Below are 17,239 nucleotides of genomic sequence, written 5' to 3'. Positions count from 1 at the left end.
GTTAATTTAACTTGCAAAGAGATGCAAAATTAGACAAAGACCTGTAAAACAAAAATTGATGAGCACAGCTTATATAATTGATATTGTTAGAACACCCGTTGGCAAGTTTACCGGAGCCCTCAGTACTGTCCGTCCCGACGACATGGCGGCCTTTATTCTCAAAGAGTTAATGGCCCGTAATCCGCAGATAGACCCGAGCCTGATTGAAGACGTGGTGCTGGGCGCGGCTAACCAAGCCGGGGAGGACAACCGCAACGTAGCTCGCATGGCGCTTCTGTTGGCAGGACTTCCGCACGAAATCGGTGGTGTGACCGTGAACCGTCTCTGCGCTTCCGGGCTGCAGTCCATCATCGACGCGGGGCGCGCTATTACTTGCGGTGATGGGGCCGTATACTTAGCTGGCGGCGTGGAGAGCATGACGCGTGCCCCTTTCGTGATGGCCAAAGCCGAAACCGCTTTCGCCCGCACCCCCGAGATCTATGATACTACTATCGGCTGGCGCTTCGTGAACAACACGCTTTCCTCGATGCACTACCCGCATACCATGGGCGAGACCGCCGAGAATGTGGCGGAGCGCTACGGTGTTTCACGTGAAGCGCAGGACGAGTTTGCCCACAGCTCGCAGATCAAGTACAAGGCCGCTGCAGAAGCAGGTAAGTTCAAAGATGAGATTATACCTATACCTGTTCCGCAGCGCAAAGGCGATCCAATCATCTTCGACACCGATGAGCACCCGCGCCTTTCTTCTGTAGAGAAACTGGGTACACTGGGCGCGGCCTTCAAAAAAGGCGGCACCGTGACGGCAGGCAACGCATCAGGTATAAACGATGGCGCGGCCGCTTCTCTGGTGGTGAGTGAGGAGATCGTAAAGCGTTTCAATCTGAAGCCAATGGCCCGTATTGTGTCAGCGGCCGTGGCAGGGGTGGAGCCAGCCTACATGGGTATGGGTCCTGTGCCAGCAACCTTAAAAGCCCTGAAACGAGCCGGACTCACCATCAACGACATCGGGCTGGCAGAAATCAACGAGGCTTTTGCGGCACAAGCTATCCCTTGCGTGCAGGAGCTTGGCATTAACCCGGAGATCGTGAACGTGAATGGCGGCTCTATTGCCATCGGTCACCCGCTCGGAGCCAGTGGTACCCGTATCTCAGCCACTTTGCTGCACGAAATGAAGCGCCGCGAAAACGTGCGCTACGGTCTGGCAACCATGTGCGTGGGCGTAGGGCAGGGGGCGGCCATTATTTACGAAAAGCTATAGTCTACACATTTTCTCTTCAAAAGGCCATTCTGTGCAAGCAGAGTGGCCTTTTTACTTTTAATGCCGCTAAGTAGGAAATATTAGGTAGGGCTATATAGGATTCTGGCATATACTTTGATTTGAATGTTATCAGACTAATATTTCAAGCTTATGAAAAGGATATTGACGATTGTGCTGATGGCCATGCTGATGGTAGTTGGAGGAGAGGCCGCTATGGCAAAGGACCATGATCACCGGAAGTGCAAAGACAAACATCACTCGAAAGGAAAAGTGGTATATGTAGATAAGAAATACCGCGACCACGACGACTGCAAGCACTACAAAAGTCATCGTGATAAGCGCTACACCGGCAAAAGCTGCTGCTCACCCCACAATGACAGGTATAGCCGAGACGATAGAAGATGGGACCGAGACCATAACCGTAGCCGTGACCACCGAGGTAGAGTAGAAGACCGTCGGCATGCACCAACCAATCGCGAGGCGCGAGACCGTGCCATTGCGAAGGTTATACTGGAAGAACGGCACAGAAGCCAAAACAAAAGATAAATAGCTTTGTTTGCAATAAGAAGAAGACGACTACCATAGTTTGAAGGCTGCCTGCATACAGGCAGCCTTTTTTGTTATCTTTGCCCATGCGCTACTTTCTAGAAATAGCCTATGACGGCACTCGTTTTCATGGTTGGCAGGTACAGCCTAATGCCCTTTCTGTGCAGGAAGTGCTCGAAGATTGCCTAAGCAAAGTGCTGCGGCGGCCCATTAGCACGACAGGTAGCGGCCGTACCGATACGGGCGTACACGCGAGCCAGCAATTCGTGCACTTTGATGTGGAACAGCACCTAGACCCCGAGCACATGGTCTACCGTTTCAACCGCCTTTTGCCCGACGACATTGTGGCGAAGAACCTATACCTTGTCACCGACGAGGCCCATGCCCGCTTCGACGCTTTTGAGCGTACCTACCACTACTACATTACGCTTGCCAAAGACCCTTTCAAAAGATACTACGCCACCTACTTGCCGCGTTCCGTGGATGTGGAGAAGATGAATGAAGCGGCCGCTGTTTTGCTTCGTTACGAGGATTTTACGACCTTTAGCAAAGTGAAAGGCGACACCAAGCACTACCGCTGCAACATATACGAAGCTGTATGGCGCCAGCAAGGCGACGAGCTGGTCTTTACCATCCGGGCTAATCGCTTTTTGCGGGGTATGGTACGACTGGTGGTCGGTACTTTGCTGGACGTAGGTCGCGGCAAGCTTTCTGTAGCCGATTTTGAGCGGATTATCGCCAGTCAAGACCGCAGCAAGGCCAGCGGGGCGGCTCCTTCCGAGGGGTTATACCTTGCCAAGGTGTCGTATCCGGAGCATATTTTCAAGATATCACCCAAAACAAACCCTTTATAGCATGCAATTACCTGAAGACCAGAACGGTCCCCATCTTAATGGCAAACACCTTCGCCCCGAAAGCTTGATGATGAGCTACGGGTACAATCCGGAGTGGTCAGAAATGGCCGTGAAAGCGCCGATTTACCAGACTTCAACTTTCGTTTTCAAGAACGCGGAAGAAGGCAAGGCATTTTTTGAACTAGCCTACGGACTGCGCGAGAAGCACGCCGAAGAACAACTTGGCCTGATCTACAGTCGCCTCAACAACCCAGACCTCGAGATACTGGAGAACCGCCTCCGCTTTTGGGACGGAGCCGAAGAGGCAGCCGTATTCGCCAGCGGTATGGCCGCCATCAGCACTACGCTCCTAGCCCTGCTCAAGCCGGGCGATCTGATTTTGCACAGCGAACCTATCTACGGTGGCTCTGACTACTACATCAAAAACATTCTGCCAAAGTTCGGCGTGAAGAGCATGGGCTTCCGTGCCAATACGCCAATTGAGGAAGTAGAGCAAATGCTCGAGGAATCAGGTATGGCCGATAAACTGGCGATGGTCTACATCGAAACCCCAGCCAACCCGACCAACCACTTGGTTGACATCGAGGCATGCTCCGCCATGGCCAAGAAGCACTCGACTGCCGACAAGAAAGTAGTGGTAGCCGTGGACAACACGTTCCTAGGCCCGGTGTTCTCGCACCCACTCAAACACGGCGCTGACTTGGTGCTCTACTCTGCCACCAAGTACATCGGTGGTCACTCCGACTTGATTGCTGGCGCCTGCGCCGGCCCGGCTGACCTGATGAAGCAAGTGAAAGGCATGCGTACGTTCATGGGCTCTATGGCGAGTCCGTGGACAGGCTGGATGCTGATGCGCAGCTTAGAGACATTGAAAATACGCATGGAGTGTCAGGCTCGTGGCGCTGAAGTAGTGGCCGCCTACCTGAAAGAACACCCGAAAGTGGACAAGATTTACTTCCTAGGCTACCTGCAGGACAATCCTCAGCAACAGGCCATTTACGACAAACAGTGCAAGGCAGCAGGCTCTATGATCTCGTTCGACATCAAAGGCGGCGAGAAAGAAGCCTTTAAGTTCCTGAACAACCTGAAACTGATTAAGCTGGCGGTAAGCCTCGGCGGCACCGAGTCGCTGGCCGAGCACCCTGCTTCTATGACCCACTCTGATATCTGTCTGGCCGACCGTGCTGTGATGGGTATAGGTGAGGGCATGATTCGGATCTCGGTAGGCGTGGAGCACCCAGAGGATATTATCTCTGATATTGCGCAGGCGCTCGAGAAAGTTGCTGTGCCTGTAGAAGCGGAGGTATAGGTATAAACTTTATTTCTAAAGCCCTCCCTTAAAAACAGGGGAGGGTTTTTTTATGCCTTTAGGAGTAATGGCTATACCTGATAAATCCCGAAAATCCTGATGCAAAAACCATTAACTTTGCAGGCGGTTAGGTATAGACTGTCGTATAGTAGGAGTTGCTGTTTATACTGGGAGTTTCGTGTATGCCGCAAGTTTAGCGCGAGCGTAACTTGTGGTTGGCATGGGGCCAGTTTGTAACTGGTGTAGCGGCGGTTCCGGTGATGGCGCGAGCGTCCACGCTCGTGTCTACCATTGTGGGGCCTCTGGCCCTGTGGTATAGCTACAGTTGTAGGTATAGCAATTAGCCTTATTTCATAGCTTGGCTTGGCCAGCCGGGCCTTACTTTTTTCCTTGATGAAAAAAGTAAGCAAAAAAATCAAGACGCTCCAAACTCGCTGAACGCTCAAACAGTGGAGCGTCGAAAAGGTGCACTTGGCTGATGTCATCGCTCTGTAGCCCAAGTGCAATTTACTTTGCAATGCGTGCCAGTGGTGTGTGGAGTAACAGAAACTACAAGGCTTGTACTTTAGAACTGGCAGTAGGAAAAAAGTCCCCCTTTGAAGGGGGCAGGGGGATGTTAATCGTGCACCAGAATCTTATAAACCTTCAATCCTGAATCAGGCAAAAAGAAAAGGGACAGACTAACCCCCGAAAACAAAAACAGAACAACAAACTTGGAAGATAAACCACAAAATACAGGCAAGGTATTCGATGCAGACGTCATCCGGCGGCTTTTCACGTTTGTGAAGCCCTACCTGAAGACGTTCTACTTCATCGTGTTCCTGACGTTTGCCTCGGCCATATTGGCTGCCGTGCGTCCTTTCTTGATTCAGTATACCGTCGACAACGAAATTCTGCAGAACGACTGGGAGGGCCTGAACAAGATGTTCGTGATACTCGCGGTGCTCTTAGTGGGGCATGCCATCGTGCAGTACCTCCATACCTATTTTGCGGGTTGGCTTGGGCAGCACGTGGTTCGCGACATCCGGGTGCAGCTTTACCGCCACATTCTCAACCTGCGCCTTAAGTTTTTTGACCGCACGCCAATCGGTACACTCGTGACCCGCAATGTGTCGGACGTGGAGACGCTTTCCGATGTATTCAGTGAAGGCTTGGCCGCTATGATCGGTGACATCCTGCAGTTGGTGTTCATCCTCGGTTTCATGTTTTACATCGATTGGGAGCTGGCGCTGGTTAGTCTGTCTACTTTCCCGATCATGCTGATTAGTACCTATATCTTCAAAGAGAAAATAAAGGATACTTTCCAGGATGTGCGGACAGCGGTGGCGCGGCTTAACTCGTTTGTGCAGGAGCATATCACGGGGATGAGCATTGTGCAGATTTTCAACAACGAGAAGCGCGAGCTCGAGAAGTTTAAGGAAATCAACAAGGAACATACCCGCGCCAACGTGCGCTCTGTGCTTTACTACTCGGTATATTTCCCAGTGGCCGAGATTATCGGTGCGGCAGGGCTTGGCTTGCTTGTGTGGTATGGCGCCCACGGCGTGATCGATAACGATGTATCGCTGGGTACGCTGATGGCATTTATCCTCTACATCCAGATGTTCTTCCGCCCCATCCGCATGATCGCCGACCGCTTTAATACGCTCCAGCTGGGCGTAGTGAGTACGGAACGCCTCATGCGCTTACTCGACAGCAAAGAGATGATTCCAGACAACGGCAGTTATGCACCAGAAAAAATCAAGGGTAACGTGAATTTCAAGGATGTGTGGTTCGCCTACAAAGACGAGGACTGGGTGTTGCGCAATATTTCTTTGGATGTAAAGGCCGGGGAGTCAGTGGCTTTTGTGGGTGCGACAGGTGCAGGCAAGACCTCTGTTATCAACTTGCTCAACCGTTTCTACGAGATCAACAGCGGCCAGATTTTAATTGACGGGCACGACATTAAAGAATACAACCTGGATGTATTGCGCCACCACATTGGGGTAGTGTTACAGGATGTGTTCCTGTTCTCAGGCACCATCGCTGACAACATCAGTCTGGGTAACAAAGCCATCACCGAAGAGCAAATGTGGCATGCCGCCGACTTGGTAGGTGCCCGCAAATTCATCGAGCGACTGCCGGGTGGTCTGCACTACCAAGTAATGGAACGCGGGGCAACGCTCTCGGTAGGCCAGCGCCAGCTTATTTCCTTTGTGCGGGCCATGGTGTATAACCCCGAGATCATCATCCTCGACGAGGCCACTTCCAGCGTCGACTCCGAAACTGAAGAACTGATACAGTACGCCATCGACCAGCTCATGCATGGTCGTACGTCCATCGTCATTGCTCATCGTTTGTCTACCATCCAGAAGGCCGACAAGATTATTGTGATGGACCGGGGCGAGATAAAAGAAATGGGTAACCACGAGGAATTGCTGCGCCATGACGGTTACTATGCCCAACTCTACAACATGCAGTACAAAAACATGATTGACTTATGAACAAGAAATTCTTGTTAGTGATGGCGGTGCTCGCCGTTATCGTAGGGGCTTTCTATGCCTATTTGGGAGGTTTCAGTTCAGCCAAGGTATCAGAAGTTAGCTCCGAGCAACTCTTTGTGGCGGGCCGCGCTTTTAAAGGTTCGGTTACGGATAATCTCATCAACGACTCGTTCCGCAGAGCCGCCGAGGTGCTAGACAAAAAAGAGCTGGAAGGTATGCTGGGCAATATCTATTACAATAACCCGGAGGGGCGTGCCGACAGTGTAAACGCTTTTATCGGAGTGATTATACCGGACAGCTCGGTGCAGTTGCCGGCCGACTACGAACTGCGGGTAGTGCCGGGTGGTCGCCGTGCCCTGCGTGGCGAAGTGAACGCCCACTACATGCTGGCCCCGAACAAACTCTACGAAGCCATTTTTGACTACGCCAAGGAGAAGAATCTAGAGCTGGAAACCTTTTATGTGGAGTGGTTCCCGGAGGACCACCAAGGTATAGTAGAGGTGCCGATTAAGGAGTAGCTTGCAAGTATAGATTATCTCTATATCTTTGGTGATAGGGGAGTTTCCCCGTGGAACGATAGCAACAAAGCAAATTGGGCAAAAAGGCAGAGGCAAAAAAGGAGCTGATACTGGAAGCGGCTAAGTCGGTGTTCGGCAAGCTGGGCTACAGCAAAGCCACGCTGGACGATATCGCCCATGCCATCGGCCTCAAGAAACCAACACTCTACTACTATTACAAGAGCAAGGAGGTACTCTTTATTGAGGCCTTTTCGCAGGAGTGGAAAGAGAGCCTTTCCCGCCTAAAGAAAACAGCTGAACAGGAAAAAGACCCCCGAGAGCGCCTGTTGCTATACATTCGCTCCTCGTTGCGCTACTATCAGGAAATCGTAACGCAGCACACCATCTCCATCAAAGTGCTCATCGAGACGCGCATTATGTTTCAGGAGCTGTTCAAAGAGTCGCGCGCCAAAGAGTCAAACTTCTACGCCTCCGTTATCAAAGAAGGTATAGCCAATGGCACCTTTATCGAGTGCGAAGCAGAGCGGGTGGGCTACTCCATTATGGTCGTCAAAGACCTTATTCAGTTCGAAGAATTCCAACGCGCCCAATTCCACAACCTCCCTTCCATCGATTTTGAGAAGATAGAGCGGGAGGTGCTGTTTACCGTGAATTTGATTTTGGAAGGTATACGGGTAAAGATATAAATAACAAAAATGCCCCAACCTAAGCAAACCGCTTACATTGGGGCATAATCATATCAGGCCTGTTCAGGCTAGAAACTTCTCATAAAATGGGGTGCTGGGTGTGGGCGGTTGGATGCCCGGAAATGCAGGAGGCTAGTCCTGCGGGTGACTGGCTTTGTATTCGTCTAGTTTCGCCTTTAGCGCGTCCACATCGGCGTGGTGGCCTTTGGCTACTTCGGCAGCGTCGAGTTCGATGAGCATGTTCTGCATTTGCTTCAGGTAGGCGGCTTTGTCCTTTTTAAGGCAGCCTTTGTGATTGTCTTTGCAGGCACCGTTCTCGTCCATCGGCTTAAACATACTGCCCTCGCCATAAATGAGCCACTGCGAATTCAGGTCATGGAAGTGTTTCACGATAGCCACCAACTCATCCAAGAGGTAGTTTTTACCAGAGATGATATTGGAGAGCGTGGTCTCGTCGCTGCCCGTCATCTCCAAGAGCTGCGGCATTTCCAATTCTTTGATGTTCGTATAGAAACGGAACCTTTTGCCGATTTGCTGTAAGTCAATAGCCATAGATAGAGTGTTAGAAGGTCATATAAAATTGCTATACGTACTTATAACAGTTTCTGTATCAAAAAATTCCCGAGCTCTAAACACAGACTTTGTAAATGCTTGGTTTTCAAAGTAAAAGTAGATCAGGCGATTATGGCTACTGCGAATCCTCCGCCTGCAACTGGCGCTCATAAAGCACCTTATACAAGCCCTGTTGCTGTATCAACTCCTCATGCGTACCGTGTTGCACAATCTCCCCGTCGTCGAGCACCAGAATCTTGTCCGCCAGTTTTACGGAAGACACTCTGTGCGAAATGATGATCGAGGTACGGTTCGCCATGATGCGGCGCAAACTGTTGAGGATGGCATTCTCCGTTTTGGTATCCACAGCCGAGAGTGAGTCGTCGAGGATGAGGATACTTGGCTCGCGCACCAGCGCTCTGGCAATGGAGACACGCTGCTTTTGGCCGCCGGAAAGGGTAATGCCACGTTCGCCTAGTTTTGTATCGAACTGCTCGGGGAAGCGCATGATGTTCTCGTACACATCGGCGTCTTTGGCGGACTGCACCATTTGCTCTTCCGTAATGCTTGGCAACCCGAAACCAATGTTGTTGCGGATGGAGTCGGAGAACAAGAACACATCCTGCGGGACGTAGCCAATCTGACTGCGCAGGCTCTCCAAATTATAGTCGCGCACATCTACACCGTCTATCAGAATGCGGCCGCTAGTCGCGTCGTACATGCGCGGCAAGAGGGTAGCAATGGTGCTTTTGCCCGAACCCGTGTTACCGATTATGGCGAGCGTCTCACCGTGGTTGATGCGGAACGAGATGTTCTTCAGCGCATGGATGTTGGTGTCAGGGTATACAAAATCTACATTTTCGAAAATTATATCGCCCTCAATAGGCTTGCTAAGGTTCTCGCGTGATACAATGTCGTTTTTGGTGTTCAGGAACTCATTGATGCGGGCTTGCGAAGCGGCTGCTCGCTGCACCAGACTGGCCGTCCAGCCGAGCGAGGTAACCGGCCACGTGAGCATGTTTACGTAGATGATAAACTCGGCAATATTACCTGTGGTAATGCTACCGTTCATCACTTCCTGACCGCCAATGTATACCGTAATAATTGTGCTCAGACCTACCAGAAATAGCACCAGCGGGAAAAAGAGCGAGTTCACAAAGTTCAGCTCCAGCGACTTGTCTTTATAGTTGTTGCTGGCCTTGGTAAAGTTATTGTGTGAGTCGTCTTCCCGCACAAAGGATTTGAGCACCCTTATACCTGAAAAAGCCTCCTGCACAAAGGTGGTTATACCGGAGAGGCTGCGCTGTATCTCGTCGGACTTGCGCTCGATGATGTTGTTGACGTAGTAAATGCTGATGGCCAGAATCGGAAGCGGAATCAGGGTATAGAGCGTGAGCTTCACGTTCACCGACAGCATGTAAGGTATAACCATCAGGAAAAGGATCACAAGGTTAATACCATACATAATGGCTGGCCCGAGGTACATGCGCACGCGGCTCACGTCCTCGGAAATGCGAGACATCAAGTCGCCTGTGTTGTTTTTGCGGTAAAAACTGAGCGGCAGACTCTGGTAGTGCTCGTAAATCTCATTCTTGAGGTCATTCTCAATCAGGCGGCTCATCACGATGATCGTCTGTCGTACGAAGAACAGGAACAAGCCACGCAAAAGCGCCATCACCAGAATGATTACCCCATACACCAAAATACTACTGGCGAAGGTGTCATACACCGTATCTTGTTGCGCCATACCCTCAAAGAGGTTGTGCAGGTTAATCCCTTCTTTAATCAGATTGAAAGCATGGCGGACCACCTGCGCGGGCAGAATCTGGAAAAAGTTGGAAATGATAATAAACACCAGCCCCCACAGGAGGCGGTATTTATACTTGAGGAGGTATTTATTGAGGTAACGAAGTGATTTCACAGCAAGAATATGGAACTCAGAGGCTTTTACGTAGAGTTATGACCTACAAATTGAATAAATCAAAAAAAGAATTAATTTTGCAGCACGAAACGGGAGGCGTCTCTTCCTGACTACTACAAAGATAGAATAACCCTTAATCAAATTCATAAATGGTCGAACTAAAAGAAGTTGAACTGAAGAAGGACAAGTCGGTCTTCGGTCAGATATCAGAGTATAACCATGAGAAAGTAGTTTTCTGCCACGACAAAGAAACTGGCCTGAAAGCTATCATCGGTATCCACAACACTGTACTTGGCCCAGCGTTGGGTGGTACTCGTATGTGGTCTTATGCTTCTGAGGCTGAGGCGCTTGACGATGTGTTGCGTCTTTCAAGAGGTATGACTTACAAAGCCGCTATCTCTGGTCTGAACCTAGGTGGTGGTAAAGCAGTGATCATCGGCGACGCCAAAAAAGATAAAAACGAAGCCCTGCTTCGTCGTTTCGGCCGTTTCGTGAAAAACCTGAACGGTGCCTACATCACAGCTGAGGACGTGGGGATGACAACCAAAGACATGGAGTACATCCGCATGGAGACTGAGCACGTATCTGGCCTTCCTGAGTCTATGGGCGGTGGCGGTGACCCGTCTCCGGTAACGGCTTACGGTACCTACATGGGCATGAAAGCCGCTGCCAAGAAGGCCTTCGGTTCTGATTCACTTTCCGGCAAAAAAATCTCTGTGCAGGGTGTTGGTCACGTTGGTGGCTACCTAGTGGAGCTGCTTGCCAAAGAGAATGCTCAAATCTTCATTACCGACATCTACGAAGACCGTCTGCGTGAAGTGTCTGCCAAATACAACGCCAAAATCGTGGGTATGGATGAAATCTACGACTTAGACGTGGATATCTACTCGCCTTGCGCCTTGGGTGGTACCATTAACGACAACACGCTTGGTCGTCTGAAGTGCCAGGTAATTGCGGGTTGCGCAAACAACCAGCTGCGCGACGAGACAGTGCATGGACCTGCGCTGGTAGACAAAGGCATCGTATACGCACCGGACTTCCTGATCAATGCAGGTGGTTTGATCAACGTATACTCTGAGCTGCACGGCTACAACCGTGAGAGCGCCTATGCCCAGACGGAGCGTATCTACGGCTATACCTTGGACATCTTCGAGATGGCTGAGAAAGAAGGCATGTATACGCAGCTGGCTGCCACCAAAATGGCTGAGAAGCGTATTAACAGCATCAGCAAAGTAAGATCTACTTTCTAAGGTCTTCCTTTTGATAAAAGAATAAAACAAAAGTGCTGCATTAACCTGTGGCACTTTTGTTTTACACTTACCCTATTTTTTAGCGCACAGGCCTGCCTTTGCGTATAAGTTTATCACAGTGACTTTTGCTGTGCCCGATGCCTCGGCGTCTATTGCAGTAATAATACAATCAACCAATACGTTCTTTAAATTACTATTATGCTCAACCGCAGAACACTTCGAATCAAGGCTATGCAAGCCATCTATGCCTACAAACAGGCCGAAGGTTCAGATTACCAGCTGGCCCTCGACCAGATAGCCGATGACTTCGCTCCAGACCTGAACTCCATGGAGGTGCAGGACAAGAAACTGCTCGAAGGCAGAAAGCAAATCGCTCAGCTGCTCTTCAAAGAATGGCACGAAACCGGGCAGTTCGAGACAGAGGAGACTGACAAGGAGATAATCGATGCGGTAAACAGAGCCATCGTCTACTACCAGAACACCGTCAAAAAGGATTACAAGCACTATAGCAACCAGATGATGGGTGCTGTGGAGCGGATTTATGATCACTACCTCGGCACGTTGCAGATACTGCAGTTGCTCAATGAGTTGGTGGAAGACGAAGAAGAAAAGAAAGAAAAGCGTTTCACGGAGGCCAAAGGCCCAGATGTGAAGCGTTTCCTAAACAACCGCGTGGCACAGCGCATCCTCAGCAACAAGTCTTATCAGGAAAACATCATCCGCCGCAACATTAGCTGGGGTTCTGACATCAGCGAAATCCGCGCGGTTTATAAAAACATTCTGAAGCAGGATGAAGTGTTTTTGAACTACTTGGCACTGCCTGAGCCCACCCTTGAGGAGGACTTGGAAGTGGTGAAACATATTTTCAAAAACATTATTTTTAAAGAAAAAAACTTACAATCTTTGTTTGAAGAGCAGGATTTGAACTGGGTGGAGAACAAATCCATTGTGAAAAGCCTGGTTAACAAGACTGTTAAGATGTTTGGCGAAGAGACAGAAGAGGAGCCGGTATTGCTGGACCTTTCTGCTAACTGGGAAGACGATAAAGCTTTCTTCGAGGAACTCTTTCACCAGACCCTTCAGGACGACGAGAAGTACGAGGCTATGATTGCCGCAAGCGTGAAAAACTGGGATGTGGAGCGTGTGGCCCTGCTGGACAAAATCATCCTGAAAATGGCGCTTTGTGAGATGCACATCTTCAGAAGCATACCTGTCAAAGTGACCATCAACGAATACATTGAGATATCCAAGCTATACAGCACGCCAAAGAGCAAGCAGTTTGTGAACGGTGTGTTGGATAAGATGGCGCAGGAGCTGACCACTAAGGGCGACATACGCAAGTCAGGTCGTGGTCTTATCGACAACAAATAAAGTATATAACGGCTAAAAAGGCTGTTATATCGTAAAAGGGGGAAATTACGTACCCAATATATAAGTATATAGATAACCCTATGAGTAAGAAGACGAGCAATATACTGTTTTTTGTGTCAGGCGCCGCTGTGGGAGCCGTGGCAGGCATTCTGTTTGCCCCCGAAAAAGGCAGAGAGACGCGCAGCTGGCTGAGCTACCGACTGGAAAAATACCGTGATACCCTTTCAGACCTGCTGGAAGAACTGGTGGAAGACCGTAACTTGGTAACAACAAGCGCCAAGTCTGAAGGCCAGCGTGTGATACAGGATGCCAAGGACAAAGCCGAGAAGCTTCTGGGCGATGTGGATTCACTTATCAACGAGATCAATAGCAGGAAAGAAATATAGCCATGAGAGAAATTACACTGATTCCCGGCGACGGGATAGGACCAGAGATCACAGAAGCAGTTAAAGCCGTATTTAGTGCAGCTAACGTGCCTGTGACTTGGGAAGAGGAAAATGCAGGACAGACCACTTTCGATTCGATTGGTGAACTGATTCCGTCTACACTAATAGCCTCACTAAAGAAGAACAAAGTGGCTTTGAAAGGCCCTATTACCACGCCGGTAGGCAAAGGCTTTAAGAGCATCAATGTGCAGCTGCGCCAGATGTTCGACCTGTACTCCAACGTGCGTCCCGCCAAAACCACGCCCGGCGTGAATACCCGCTTCGAGAACGTAAACTTGGTGCTGTTCCGCGAGAACACCGAAGGCCTGTACTCTGGCTTAGAGATGTTCGACGAGCGCTTGCAGATATCTGACTCTGTGGCCCGCTTGACGCGTGTAGGTTGCCGCAAGATTGTACGTGCTGCTTTCGAATATGCCAACAAGCACAACTGCAAGAAAGTAACAGCGGTGCACAAGGCCAACATCCTGAAGAGCGCCGGCGCCTTGTTCTTGAGTGAGGCTAGCGAGATCGCGAAAGAATATCCGCACATCCAGTACGACGACAAGATTATCGACAACATGTGCATGCAGCTGGTAATTAAGCCAGAGCAGTTCGATGTGATCGTAACCACCAACCTGTTCGGCGATATTCTGTCTGACCTGTGCGCTGGTCTGGTAGGCGGTCTGGGTGTGGTTTCCGGCGCCAACATCGGCAACGACATGGCTATCTTCGAGGCGGTACACGGTTCTGCTCCTGATATTGCCGGTCAAGGCAAAGCAAACCCGACAGCCCTATTACGCTCTGCCATCATGATGCTTCACCACATCGATCTGAAAGAAGAGGGCGAGCGCATAGAGAAAGCCTTGGATGCGACACTTGCTAACAGAGAGCAGTGCACAGGCGACTTGGGCGGAAGTGCCAGCACGATGGAATTTGCTCAAAACATCATTTCGAAACTATAATTAAGCTTAAAGCTGTTTACCTGATATGAAAAAGAATTTCTTATTAGCCCTAGCACTTGGCACTGCCATGACAGTGACCAGCTGCGACCAGAACAACACGACAGATTCAGAGGCAACTACTGCTGAAACAACCGCAGCGGTAGCACAGCCACAGCAAGTTGAAAACCCGAACGTGGTGGCTACTGGCCAAACTGCCAATGCCGAGAACGCCGCTGTGATGTCTTTCCAAGAAACTGAGTATGACTTTGGTACTATCAAAGAAGGTGAAGTGGTAGAGCATACCTTTAAGTTTACCAACACGGGTAAAGCTCCGTTGATCATCGAGAGTGCTTCGGCTTCTTGTGGCTGTACCGCCCCTGACTGGACTAAAACTCCTGTTGCACCGGGTGAGGAAGGCCAAGTGAAAGTACGCTTCGACAGCAGAAACAAGCCTGGACAGCAGTCGCCTACGGTGACTATCCGTGCTAACACGGAGCCGAACATCATGCGAGTGTCTATGAAAGGCAATGTAGCCTCTTCTAGCATACCAACTGCGGGCGCTGATGGCCCGGTAAGACTCAACTAAGAACCACTCTTTAATAAGAGTACAACCTTTTTTATGCAAACGATATTCCTTCAAGCCGCACCAGACGGGGGCATGCTGCCTCAGCTGTTAATGTTCGGCGCTATTATCCTTGTTTTCTATTTTTTCATGATCCGTCCGCAGCAGAAGAAAGCCAAGGACCAGAAAAAATTCCGTGAAGAGCTGACCAAAGGCATGCAAGTTGTTACAATAGGCGGACTGCATGGTCGTTTAACAGCAGTAAACGATGACACCGTAGAGATAGAGGTAGACAAAGGTATACGCCTTGTGTTCGAGAAATCCGCTATCTCGCTGGAAGCTACTGCAAAAGTGAAATAAGGATAAGAAACCTTGTCGTTTGAGAAAGCCCGAAATATCATTTTATGGTTTGTAAGGCCATTTAAGCCCCAAACAGAGCACTACTGGAGAATTGTAGTGCTCTGTTTTGTGGCAGCCTCTACTTTCTGGCTGCTCAATGCCCTTAACAAAAGCTATTCTACCCAAACCACCTACCCGGTGCGTTTCGTGTACAGCGACCAGCGCCTTGTGCCTATCAAGCCCTTGCCAGAGGAAGTGATGGTGAATGTGACTGGCAAAGGCTGGAAATTGCTCCGCAAGTCGCTGAAGGTAGAAGTACAACCTGCCGAGGTATACATCCGCAACCTGCCCCGTAACAACTATCTGTTAGGATCTGCCCTGCGCCCCGCTTTGGTAAATGCCATGGATGGTTTGCAGCTGAATTTCGTGGTAACGGATACGCTGTTCTTCGATTTCAATACAAGAGTGACGCGGCGCATCCCACTCAAGCTCGACCCGAAACAAAGAGTAACCGATGATCGGCATGCCATGTTGCGCCCGGTCCGCATCTCTCCTGATACTATTTCCTTTCAAGGGCCATCCTCCATGGTCGACAGCCTTCCAGACCCCTTCCTGTTGCGTCTGCCTATTACCAACCTAACTGAGTCAGCTAAGATAGTAGTGCCCATTGAGTACGATAACAAGTCGATGGTGAAGGCTGATATAAGTGAAGCAACGGTTGCGGTGCGGGTAAAACCGCTGCAACAACGTGAACTGCAGGTGACACCTGAGTTGGTAAACGTACCGTTGAGAACAGAAGTAACCTTGCGCCCACAGGTTGTCCTGATTCGCTATCTGGCGCTTGAAGACTCCAGTGCTTTTATCAACTCGGACGCATTTAAGGCGGTAGTCGATTTCTCTAGGTATAACCGATTGGATTCAACTGTCGTGCCTGAGCTGGTACAGAAGCCTGCCGGAGCCCGCAACATTACGCTTTGGCCAGAGCGCATCAAAGCCACATTAGAAAGATAGTTAACTCCATGCTGAAAATAGGTGTAACCGGAGGTATAGGCGTGGGCAAGACCATTGTGTGCCGTATGTTCGATGTGCTGGGTATACCCGTGTACGATGCCGATACGCGCGCCAAGTGGGTGATGCAGTATGACCAAGCCTTGAAGCGAGAACTACAGGAAGCTTTCGGTGAGGAAACCTATACCCCACAGGGGCAGCTAAATCGCACTTACCTCGCTTCTGTTGTCTTCAACAACCAAGAACGCCTTAACCAACTCAATGCCTTGGTGCACCCGCACGTAGGTACCGATTTTGAGCGCTGGGCTGCTGCCAATGCCAGTGCGCCATACCTGATCAAAGAGGCGGCGCTTATGTTTGAATCGGAATCTTGGCGGCAGCTGGACGAGATCATAGTGGTGTCGGCCCCCTTGGACGTGCGTCTGAAGCGACTCCTCAAGCGCGATACCCACCGCACGGAAGCCGACATCAAAGCCATTATCGCCAAACAGCTGAGCGAGGAGGAGAAGATAGCCCGGGCCCAGCATGTTGTCTACAATGATGAGAAACAACTCATCATCCCGCAGGTGCTCGCCTTGCATCAGGAGTTCCTCTCTAAAGGATAAATCAAAAGTATTTAGAAAAATTAGACGCAGGCCAGCCCAAGAGGGTATGGCCTTTTATGATTTTTATGAGTCACCCTTATTTATCCTGCAGAGATACTGGAATTTTTCGGAGAGGGATTCAGGAAGAAGTAAAGCATCTGATACCCATATTCAATTGAATGAATTGGCCAAGGGGTATATCTGATAAAGCCAGATAGACTCAACCGCCACCAACTAGCTGGGGAATTCATACCATGTTCAGCGACTGGTTCGTTAGTTTAAAAAGGTGAGTGTAGAAGGGATGGGGTATGACTGTTGAGTGCTATAGAAAACTATTCACTCAAGGGCAAATTCAACTCTTGCTTTGCATAGCTTCACTACGTAGGATTGACGCTAGGAGGCCTGTAAAATAGACTGGTGTATAGCCGTGAAAATCAGGGCTTTCAGAAAAGTATGGACATAAAAAAAGGACAACTTTTACGTTGTCCTTTTGTGGGGCGTACTGGATTCGAACCAGTGACCCCCTGCTTGTAAGGCAGGTGCTCTGAACCAGCTGAGCTAACACCCCGTTTTATCGTTTCGTTGACCTGTTGTCCCCGTTTGATGATGCAAATATGGGGTGTTTTTTTGAA

The 17,239-nt window shown here is 49.9% G+C and carries 17 protein-coding genes and 1 tRNA gene; 15 read left to right on the top strand and 3 right to left on the bottom strand.

The annotated features are described in order from the left end of the window. The first annotated feature begins 58 nt into the window (after positions 1 to 58). The 7 genes from Q1A04_RS12200 (at position 59) to Q1A04_RS12170 (ending at position 7,654) form a co-directional block, all read left to right on the top strand. Entirely contained in the window at positions 59 to 1,258 is a 1,200-nt protein-coding gene (locus Q1A04_RS12200; protein ID WP_299706060.1) for an acetyl-CoA C-acyltransferase, read from the top strand. 150 nt (positions 1,259 to 1,408) lie between these two features. Continuing rightward, positions 1,409 to 1,804 carry a hypothetical protein gene (locus Q1A04_RS12195; RefSeq protein WP_299706057.1) on the top strand — a complete coding sequence of 132 codons (396 nt, stop codon included), beginning with the start codon at positions 1,409 to 1,411 and terminating at the stop codon, positions 1,802 to 1,804. Between the two features lie 86 nt (positions 1,805 to 1,890). Next, positions 1,891 to 2,658 carry a tRNA pseudouridine(38-40) synthase TruA gene (gene truA, locus Q1A04_RS12190; RefSeq protein ID WP_299706054.1) on the top strand — a complete coding sequence of 256 codons (768 nt, stop codon included), beginning with the start codon at positions 1,891 to 1,893 and terminating at the stop codon, positions 2,656 to 2,658. A gap of 1 nt (position 2,659) precedes the next feature. Beyond that, complete coding sequence (locus tag Q1A04_RS12185; RefSeq protein ID WP_299706051.1) at positions 2,660 to 3,967, top strand: cystathionine gamma-synthase family protein; 1,308 nt, start codon at positions 2,660 to 2,662, stop codon at positions 3,965 to 3,967. Positions 3,968 to 4,680: 713 nt separating this feature from the next. Continuing rightward, positions 4,681 to 6,450, top strand: coding sequence for an ABC transporter ATP-binding protein (locus tag Q1A04_RS12180; RefSeq protein ID WP_299706048.1), 1,770 nt, complete (start codon positions 4,681 to 4,683; stop codon positions 6,448 to 6,450). After that, a complete protein-coding gene (locus tag Q1A04_RS12175; protein WP_299706045.1) occupies positions 6,447 to 6,968 on the top strand; it encodes a GyrI-like domain-containing protein in 522 nt (173 codons plus the stop codon). The genes Q1A04_RS12180 and Q1A04_RS12175 overlap by 4 nt, the downstream gene beginning before the upstream one ends. Before the next feature lie 74 nt (positions 6,969 to 7,042). Further along, positions 7,043 to 7,654 carry a TetR/AcrR family transcriptional regulator gene (locus Q1A04_RS12170; RefSeq protein ID WP_299706042.1) on the top strand — a complete coding sequence of 204 codons (612 nt, stop codon included), beginning with the start codon at positions 7,043 to 7,045 and terminating at the stop codon, positions 7,652 to 7,654. 132 nt (positions 7,655 to 7,786) lie between these two features. On the opposite strand, the gene Q1A04_RS12165 is transcribed toward Q1A04_RS12170, so the two are convergent. Beyond that, positions 7,787 to 8,206, bottom strand: coding sequence for a hypothetical protein (locus tag Q1A04_RS12165; protein WP_299706039.1), 420 nt, complete (start codon positions 8,204 to 8,206; stop codon positions 7,787 to 7,789). 136 nt (positions 8,207 to 8,342) lie between these two features. Next, positions 8,343 to 10,127, bottom strand: coding sequence for an ABC transporter ATP-binding protein (locus tag Q1A04_RS12160; RefSeq protein ID WP_299706036.1), 1,785 nt, complete (start codon positions 10,125 to 10,127; stop codon positions 8,343 to 8,345). A gap of 149 nt (positions 10,128 to 10,276) precedes the next feature. On the opposite strand from Q1A04_RS12160, the gene Q1A04_RS12155 reads away from it, so the two are divergent. From Q1A04_RS12155 to coaE, 8 genes are all read left to right on the top strand, one after another. Further along, a complete protein-coding gene (locus Q1A04_RS12155; RefSeq protein WP_299706033.1) occupies positions 10,277 to 11,377 on the top strand; it encodes a Glu/Leu/Phe/Val dehydrogenase in 1,101 nt (366 codons plus the stop codon). Between the two features lie 231 nt (positions 11,378 to 11,608). After that, positions 11,609 to 12,748, top strand: coding sequence for a transcription antitermination factor NusB (gene nusB, locus Q1A04_RS12150; protein WP_299706030.1), 1,140 nt, complete (start codon positions 11,609 to 11,611; stop codon positions 12,746 to 12,748). Positions 12,749 to 12,828: 80 nt separating this feature from the next. Further along, a complete protein-coding gene (locus Q1A04_RS12145) occupies positions 12,829 to 13,134 on the top strand; it encodes a YtxH domain-containing protein (RefSeq protein WP_299706027.1) in 306 nt (101 codons plus the stop codon). Positions 13,135 to 13,136: 2 nt separating this feature from the next. Beyond that, the gene (locus Q1A04_RS12140) at positions 13,137 to 14,135 is read left to right on the top strand and encodes an isocitrate/isopropylmalate family dehydrogenase (RefSeq protein WP_299706024.1); all 999 of its coding nucleotides are present in this window, start codon (positions 13,137 to 13,139) and stop codon (positions 14,133 to 14,135) included. Between the two features lie 25 nt (positions 14,136 to 14,160). Then, positions 14,161 to 14,700 carry a DUF1573 domain-containing protein gene (locus Q1A04_RS12135; RefSeq protein ID WP_299706021.1) on the top strand — a complete coding sequence of 180 codons (540 nt, stop codon included), beginning with the start codon at positions 14,161 to 14,163 and terminating at the stop codon, positions 14,698 to 14,700. A gap of 33 nt (positions 14,701 to 14,733) precedes the next feature. Then, entirely contained in the window at positions 14,734 to 15,036 is a 303-nt protein-coding gene (yajC, locus tag Q1A04_RS12130; protein WP_299706018.1) for a preprotein translocase subunit YajC, read from the top strand. 12 nt (positions 15,037 to 15,048) lie between these two features. Continuing rightward, a complete protein-coding gene (locus Q1A04_RS12125) occupies positions 15,049 to 16,026 on the top strand; it encodes a hypothetical protein (protein WP_299706015.1) in 978 nt (325 codons plus the stop codon). Positions 16,027 to 16,034: 8 nt separating this feature from the next. After that, on the top strand, positions 16,035 to 16,628 hold the full coding sequence (gene coaE / locus Q1A04_RS12120) for a dephospho-CoA kinase (RefSeq protein WP_299706012.1): 594 nt from the start codon (positions 16,035 to 16,037) through the stop codon (positions 16,626 to 16,628). A 472-nt stretch (positions 16,629 to 17,100) separates the two neighbouring features. Here coaE and Q1A04_RS12115 read toward each other — a convergent pair. Continuing rightward, a tRNA-Val gene (locus Q1A04_RS12115) sits at positions 17,101 to 17,175 on the bottom strand. Between the last annotated feature and the right edge of the window lie 64 nt (positions 17,176 to 17,239).

This window comes from uncultured Pontibacter sp. (assembly GCF_947499215.1).
Classification (GTDB): Bacteria; Bacteroidota; Bacteroidia; order Cytophagales; family Hymenobacteraceae; genus Pontibacter.
Note: the sequence above shows the minus strand (reverse complement) of the source record. Positions and strands in the feature narration are given on the sequence as shown.

Coding starts and splice junctions, on each gene's coding strand:
- Q1A04_RS12200 (WP_299706060.1), top strand. CDS start 59: ATGAGCACAGCTTATATAATTGATATTGTTAGAACACCCGTTGGCAAG.
- Q1A04_RS12195 (WP_299706057.1), top strand. CDS start 1,409: ATGAAAAGGATATTGACGATTGTGCTGATGGCCATGCTGATGGTAGTT.
- truA (WP_299706054.1), top strand. CDS start 1,891: ATGCGCTACTTTCTAGAAATAGCCTATGACGGCACTCGTTTTCATGGT.
- Q1A04_RS12185 (WP_299706051.1), top strand. CDS start 2,660: ATGCAATTACCTGAAGACCAGAACGGTCCCCATCTTAATGGCAAACAC.
- Q1A04_RS12175 (WP_299706045.1), top strand. CDS start 6,447: ATGAACAAGAAATTCTTGTTAGTGATGGCGGTGCTCGCCGTTATCGTA.
- Q1A04_RS12165 (WP_299706039.1), bottom strand. CDS start 8,206: ATGGCTATTGACTTACAGCAAATCGGCAAAAGGTTCCGTTTCTATACG.
- Q1A04_RS12155 (WP_299706033.1), top strand. CDS start 10,277: ATGGTCGAACTAAAAGAAGTTGAACTGAAGAAGGACAAGTCGGTCTTC.
- nusB (WP_299706030.1), top strand. CDS start 11,609: ATGCAAGCCATCTATGCCTACAAACAGGCCGAAGGTTCAGATTACCAG.
- Q1A04_RS12145 (WP_299706027.1), top strand. CDS start 12,829: ATGAGTAAGAAGACGAGCAATATACTGTTTTTTGTGTCAGGCGCCGCT.
- Q1A04_RS12140 (WP_299706024.1), top strand. CDS start 13,137: ATGAGAGAAATTACACTGATTCCCGGCGACGGGATAGGACCAGAGATC.
- Q1A04_RS12135 (WP_299706021.1), top strand. CDS start 14,161: ATGAAAAAGAATTTCTTATTAGCCCTAGCACTTGGCACTGCCATGACA.
- yajC (WP_299706018.1), top strand. CDS start 14,734: ATGCAAACGATATTCCTTCAAGCCGCACCAGACGGGGGCATGCTGCCT.
- coaE (WP_299706012.1), top strand. CDS start 16,035: ATGCTGAAAATAGGTGTAACCGGAGGTATAGGCGTGGGCAAGACCATT.